A 5,022-nucleotide genomic window follows, 5' to 3' on the forward strand; every position below is an offset into this window, starting at 1 on the left:
CACATCAGCGTGCTGGCCGCGTTCGACCATGAGGAGCTGGGTTCCGAGTCCCGCTCCGGTGCGTCCGGCCCGATGCTCGACGACATCCTCACCCGGATCGGTGCCGGTCTCGGGGCATCCGTCTCGCAGAAGCTGCGGGCGTACGCCGACTCCTGGTGCGTGTCCGCCGACGCCGGCCACTCGGTGCACCCCAACTACCCCGAGAAGCACGACGGCGCGAACCAGCCGATCATGGGTTCGGGGGTGCTGCTCAAGATCAACGCGAACCAGCGCTACGCGACGGATGCCGTCGGTGCGGCGCTCTGGGAACGCGCGTGCACCTCCGCGGACGTGCCGTACCAGGAGTTCGTGTCGAACAACACGGTGCCGTGCGGGTCGACGATCGGTCCGTTGACGGCGACGAGGCTCGGCATCCGGGTCGTGGACGTGGGCGTGCCGCTGCTGTCCATGCACTCGGCCCGCGAGCTGGCGCACGTCGATGACCTCATGGGGCTGTCGCGGGCGGTCGGGGCGTTCTTCGCCGGGGTCTGAGCTGCGCCCCGTGAGCACCTTCAACAGGAAGCCCCGGATCAGAAGTGCCAGTTCTTCCTGTTGAACGTTCACGAGCTGCGTTTCATCCGGTTGAGCAGGGGTGGGGAGCGGCCGCAGCGACACTTGTACGGCCCATTCAGGTGCGCTGCCTAGGCTGAACGCATGACCACTGAAGCGACCGCAGGGCAGAGCACTCCAGGCAGCTACGTCGAACCGGGCGAGGAGTACACCCGCGACACGAACTACATCGAGGACCGCATCACCCGCGACGGCCGTGACGGCTGGCCCGTCGAGCCCGGCCGGTACCGGCTCGTCGCCGCTCGCGCGTGCCCGTGGGCAAATCGCACGGCGATCGTCCGCCGCCTGCTCGGTCTCGAGAACGTGATCTCTCTCGGCATGCCCGGTCCCACCCACGACGCCCGCAGCTGGACTTTCGACCTCGACCAGGACGGCCTCGACCCGGTGCTCGGCATCCATTGGCTGCAGGATGCCTACTTCCGCCGTTTCGCCGACTACCCGCGCGGCATCACCGTTCCCGCGATCGTGGAGGTGGCATCCGGCAAGGTCGTCACGAACAACTTCCCGCAGATCACCCTCGACTTCGAAACCGAGTGGACCGAGCACCACCGCGACGGCGCACCCGACCTCTATCCGGAGCACCTGCGGGCCGAGATCGACGAAGTCAACGATCTCGTGTTCCGGGAGGTGAACAACGGTGTCTACCGAGCCGGGTTCGCCGGCTCGCAGGAGTCGTATGAGAAGGCCTACACGCGGCTGTTCGATCGGCTCGACTGGCTCGAGGAGCGGCTGGCCACCCAGCGCTACCTCGTCGGTGACACGATCACCGAAGCAGACATCCGCCTGTTCACGACCCTCGCCCGCTTCGACGCGGTCTACCACGGGCACTTCAAGTGCAACCGCAACAAGCTCAGCGAGATGCCGGTGCTGTGGGCGTACCCGCGCGACCTGAACCAGACGCCGGGATTCGGCGACACCACCGACTTCGTGCAGATCAAGCAGCACTATTACATCGTGCACTCCGACATCAACCCGACCGGGATCGTTCCCGCGGGTCCGGATGCCTCCGGCTGGCTCACCGCGCACGGTCGCGAATCGCTCGGCGGACGCCCGTTCGGCGACGGCACCCCGCCCGGCCCGCCGCCCGAGTCCGAGCTCGTGCCCGAGGGCCACGGGGCGTAGGGGCGCACGAATTCACCCGCTGCGGACCGGTTCATTCGGTGCGCCGGGTGTTTTGGTCCGGAGTGGGTGAGAAGGTGCGCGCCCGAGAGCGGATGCCGCGTGGTGGCGGTTCGCACCCCGGGGGGCGGACCCTTGCACGTATAAGTACACACTGATACATTGGTCGGCATGGACACGAACCTGCACAAATTGCACGAGATGACCGACGGCCAGATCCCTGCTGTGACGCGTTCAGTGGGATCCCGGGAGGTCGGCGGCGAGGACGCCCGCGTCGTCACGCTGACCCAGACCTACCCCTCATCGCAGGCGGAGGTGTGGAACGCCATCACCAGCCAGGACCGGATCTCGCGCTGGCTCGCCCCGGTTTCCGGGGACTTCACGCTCGGCGGCCGGTACCAGATCGAGGGCAATGCCGGCGGAGAAATACTCGAATGCGCCGAACCAACCACCCTGCACGTGACCTGGGAGTACGGCGGCGACGTCAGCTGGGTCACCGCGACCCTCAACGGCAACGACCAGCAGACCACCCTCGAGGTCGAGCACGTATCCCACGTCGGTGACGAGGACTGGAAGATGTTCGGCCCGAGCGCCGTCGGCATCGGCTGGGACATGATGTTCCTCGGCCTCGCGCTACACCTCGGTTCAGGCTCCAGCCTCAACCTCGGCGAGTCGGCGGCGTGGAGCGTGTCGGCCGACGGCATCCGTTTCATGACCCGCAGCAACGACGAATGGCGCGACGCCAACATTGCCGCCGGTGAAAGCGAAGCGGATGCCACGGCCGCCGCCAAGCGCTGCCTCGACGCGTACCTGGGTGTGGAAGCGGGCCCAGACGTCTAGTGCACGCCTTCGACATTCTCGGGGATCCGGTCCGGCGCCGGATCCTCGAACTCCTCGCCGCGGGGGAACAGCCGGCCGGCGCGATCGTCGAGGCGATCGCGGAGGAGTTCGGGATCAGCCAGCCCGCTGTCTCGCAACACCTCAAGGTGCTGAGGGACAGCGGGTTCGCGACCGTGCGAACGGACGGGCGGCGACGGATCTATGCCGTTGAAGCCGGCCCGCTGCAGGAAGTCGACGAGTGGCTTGGCGTCTTCCGCGGCTTCTGGACGCAGCGCCTTGACGCGCTCGGCACCGAGCTGATGCGAGGCAAACGGGGGAGCGCCTCCTAACCGAAGAGGTCGGCGATCCAGCTTTCTTTCTTGTTCTTGCGGTAACCGTCGCGGTTGTCGTACCGGCGGTCACGATCGTGGTCGTTCCAGTTCCGGTCGTTGCTGTCGTTGTTGTTGCGCCCGTCGTACGGGGGGCGCTGCTGCTGGACGGGAACAATGATCGGCGCGGCTGCCGCTGGCGCCGGCGCATTCTTCGCCATTTCGTTTTCGGCGCGCTCGATGATCTTGTCGAGTTCGCCGCGGTCAAGCCACACTCCACGGCATTCAGGACAGTAGTCGATCTCGACGCCGCCGCGTTCGCTCATCACAAGAGTTGCTGAATCAGTTGGGCACTTCATTTGTCCTCCTAGACGAAAAGTCGTTTGTCCATCCTATGGAGGCTCTCTCGGTTGGTCCTGTGTGGCGGCCGTTCACACGCCGCGCTCTCAGGCTCGCGGGAGGCTGTCCTCGTAGACTCGCGCCATGAATCGTCGCTTCGCCCCGCTCCTCGCCGTTCCCCTTTTTCTTGCCCTGGCCGGGTGCAGCCAGGTAGGGGATGCTGCGCAGGGCATCGCGAGTGAGGCCGCGTCCCAGGCCGGCTCGGCCGCCGTCGCCGAGCTGCGCGAGCAGATCTGCACGCCCCTTCAGGACGGAACGGTCAGCGAACAGGACAAGCAGCTCCTTTCCGGTCTGCTCGTCGCTGCCGAGGGCGCCGGTGTGCCCGTCGAGTACATCGCCCCGCTCGAAGAGATCGCCGACTCCGGCGACCAGTTGCCGAGCGAATCGGTCACGGCGCTTCAGGAGGCGTGCGGCGTCACACCCACCACCCCGGGCAGCGAGTAGTTTCAGGCCGGCTGCAGCGCGCCCGTGATGACGGCGAGAACCTCGGGAGCGTCGGGAACCGTCGTCGGACGGAACCGGTACACCTCGTCATTAGGCGTGATCACGAACTTCTCGAAGTTCCACTTCACCTTGCCTGCTTTGCCGGCGGCATCCGGAGTCTTGGTCAGCTCGTCGTAGAGCGGGTGAGCGTTCTTGCCGTTGACCTGGGTCTTCTCGAACAGCGGGAACGTGACGCCGTGGTTGATGCGGCAACTCTCCTCGATCGTTTCGCCCACGCCGGGCTCCTGGAAGAACTGATTGCTCGGGAAGCCGAGAACGAGAAATCCGCGGTCGCGATACTTTCGGTACATCGCCTCGAGGGCGTCGTATTGAGGCGTGAGGCCGCACTTCGAGGCGACGTTCACAACGAGGACAACCTTGTCCTGGTGCTCGGCGAGGGTTGTTGTCGAACCGGAGATGGTGGTCAGGGGAATGTCGCGAAGGCTCATGTCGCGAGCGTAGCGACGGATGCTGTGGGCTGGCTGGTCGGGTCAAACCTAAGATGAGGGGCATGTCCGCTCCCGTCATCCTCGTGCACGGCCTGCGCACATCGGCCACCCTGTGGCGGCACCAGGAGGAGCACCTCGGCCGCCTCGGGATCCCGACGGATGCCATCGACCTGCCCGGGCACGGTTCGCGACTCGGCGAACGCTTCTCCGTCGACTCCGCCCTGCAGGGCATCGACGACGCGGTGACGGCGGCGGAAGCATCCGGAACCAAGCCGTACCTCGTGGGGTTCTCGCTGGGCGGCTACCTCGCGATCGAATGGGTGGCACGCAACCCCGGTCGCGTCGCCGGGTTGCTCGCGGCCGCCTGCGCCACGGTGCCTCACCCGGTCATCATGCACGGGTGGCGGGCGATCTCGAGAGTGATCGGCACGTTCCCCGACCGCGGCCGCGCGCTCAACGACTTGACCGTGCGGTTGTTCGTGCCGCAGCCGGGCGCAACCGATGTGATCGCCGGCGGTGTCGCGCTCGATGTCATGGACGACGTGCTTCAGTCCCTGCTCGCGCTGCGCCCGCTCGAGCGGCTTGCCGAGATCGACGTACCCGTGCTCTTCGTCAACGGCCGCTTCGACCACGTCCGAGCCCACGCCGGCCGCTATCTCGCCGCGACCCGCGATGCCCGGCTGATCACCGTCCCCGGCGCCAGCCACATGGTCAGCGTGGTTCGACCGCACGCGTTCACGGATCCCCTGATGGAGGGCTACCGCGACGCAACATCAGCCGCCTGACGCGGTCAGGCGCACACTCGACAGGGCGCA

General features: G+C 66.7%; 7 protein-coding genes and 1 pseudogene. 6 read left to right on the forward strand and 2 right to left on the reverse strand.

Annotated elements, in window-relative coordinates; genetic code table 11:
- The 4 genes and pseudogenes from ACLQ62_RS14815 to ACLQ62_RS14830 form a co-directional block, all read left to right on the forward strand.
- Nucleotides 1-531 (forward strand): annotated as a pseudogene (locus ACLQ62_RS14815) (M18 family aminopeptidase); the annotation flags it as partial.
- A 162-nt stretch (nt 532-693) separates the two neighbouring features.
- Nucleotides 694-1,731, forward strand: coding sequence for a glutathione S-transferase family protein (locus tag ACLQ62_RS14820; RefSeq protein WP_411722395.1), 1,038 nt, complete (start codon nt 694-696; stop codon nt 1,729-1,731).
- A 168-nt stretch (nt 1,732-1,899) separates the two neighbouring features.
- Complete coding sequence (locus tag ACLQ62_RS14825; RefSeq protein WP_411722396.1) at nt 1,900-2,568, forward strand: SRPBCC family protein; 669 nt, start codon at nt 1,900-1,902, stop codon at nt 2,566-2,568.
- Nucleotides 2,568-2,897: an ArsR/SmtB family transcription factor gene (locus ACLQ62_RS14830; RefSeq protein WP_411722397.1), complete on the forward strand. Its 330-nt coding sequence runs from the start codon at nt 2,568-2,570 to the stop codon at nt 2,895-2,897. The genes ACLQ62_RS14825 and ACLQ62_RS14830 overlap by 1 nt, the downstream gene beginning before the upstream one ends.
- Here ACLQ62_RS14830 and ACLQ62_RS14835 read toward each other — a convergent pair.
- Entirely contained in the window at nt 2,894-3,235 is a 342-nt protein-coding gene (locus tag ACLQ62_RS14835) for a zf-TFIIB domain-containing protein (RefSeq protein ID WP_411722398.1), read from the reverse strand. The genes ACLQ62_RS14830 and ACLQ62_RS14835 overlap by 4 nt on opposite strands.
- Nucleotides 3,236-3,359: 124 nt before the next feature.
- On the opposite strand from ACLQ62_RS14835, the gene ACLQ62_RS14840 reads away from it, so the two are divergent.
- Nucleotides 3,360-3,719, forward strand: coding sequence for a hypothetical protein (locus tag ACLQ62_RS14840; protein WP_411722399.1), 360 nt, complete (start codon nt 3,360-3,362; stop codon nt 3,717-3,719).
- Between the two features lie 2 nt (nt 3,720-3,721).
- Here the strand turns inward: ACLQ62_RS14840 and ACLQ62_RS14845 are convergent, their stop codons facing one another.
- Nucleotides 3,722-4,207, reverse strand: a complete 486-nt coding sequence (locus ACLQ62_RS14845; protein WP_411722400.1) for a glutathione peroxidase — start codon at nt 4,205-4,207, stop codon at nt 3,722-3,724.
- Between the two features lie 62 nt (nt 4,208-4,269).
- On the opposite strand from ACLQ62_RS14845, the gene ACLQ62_RS14850 reads away from it, so the two are divergent.
- Nucleotides 4,270-4,992 (forward strand): alpha/beta fold hydrolase, encoded by a 723-nt coding sequence (locus ACLQ62_RS14850; RefSeq protein WP_411722401.1) that lies wholly within the window; start codon nt 4,270-4,272, stop codon nt 4,990-4,992.
- Nucleotides 4,993-5,022: the final 30 nt, after the last annotated feature.

Origin of the sequence: Mycetocola sp., assembly GCF_046716805.1 — a bacterium.
GTDB lineage: Bacteria > Actinomycetota > Actinomycetes > Actinomycetales > Microbacteriaceae > Mycetocola_A.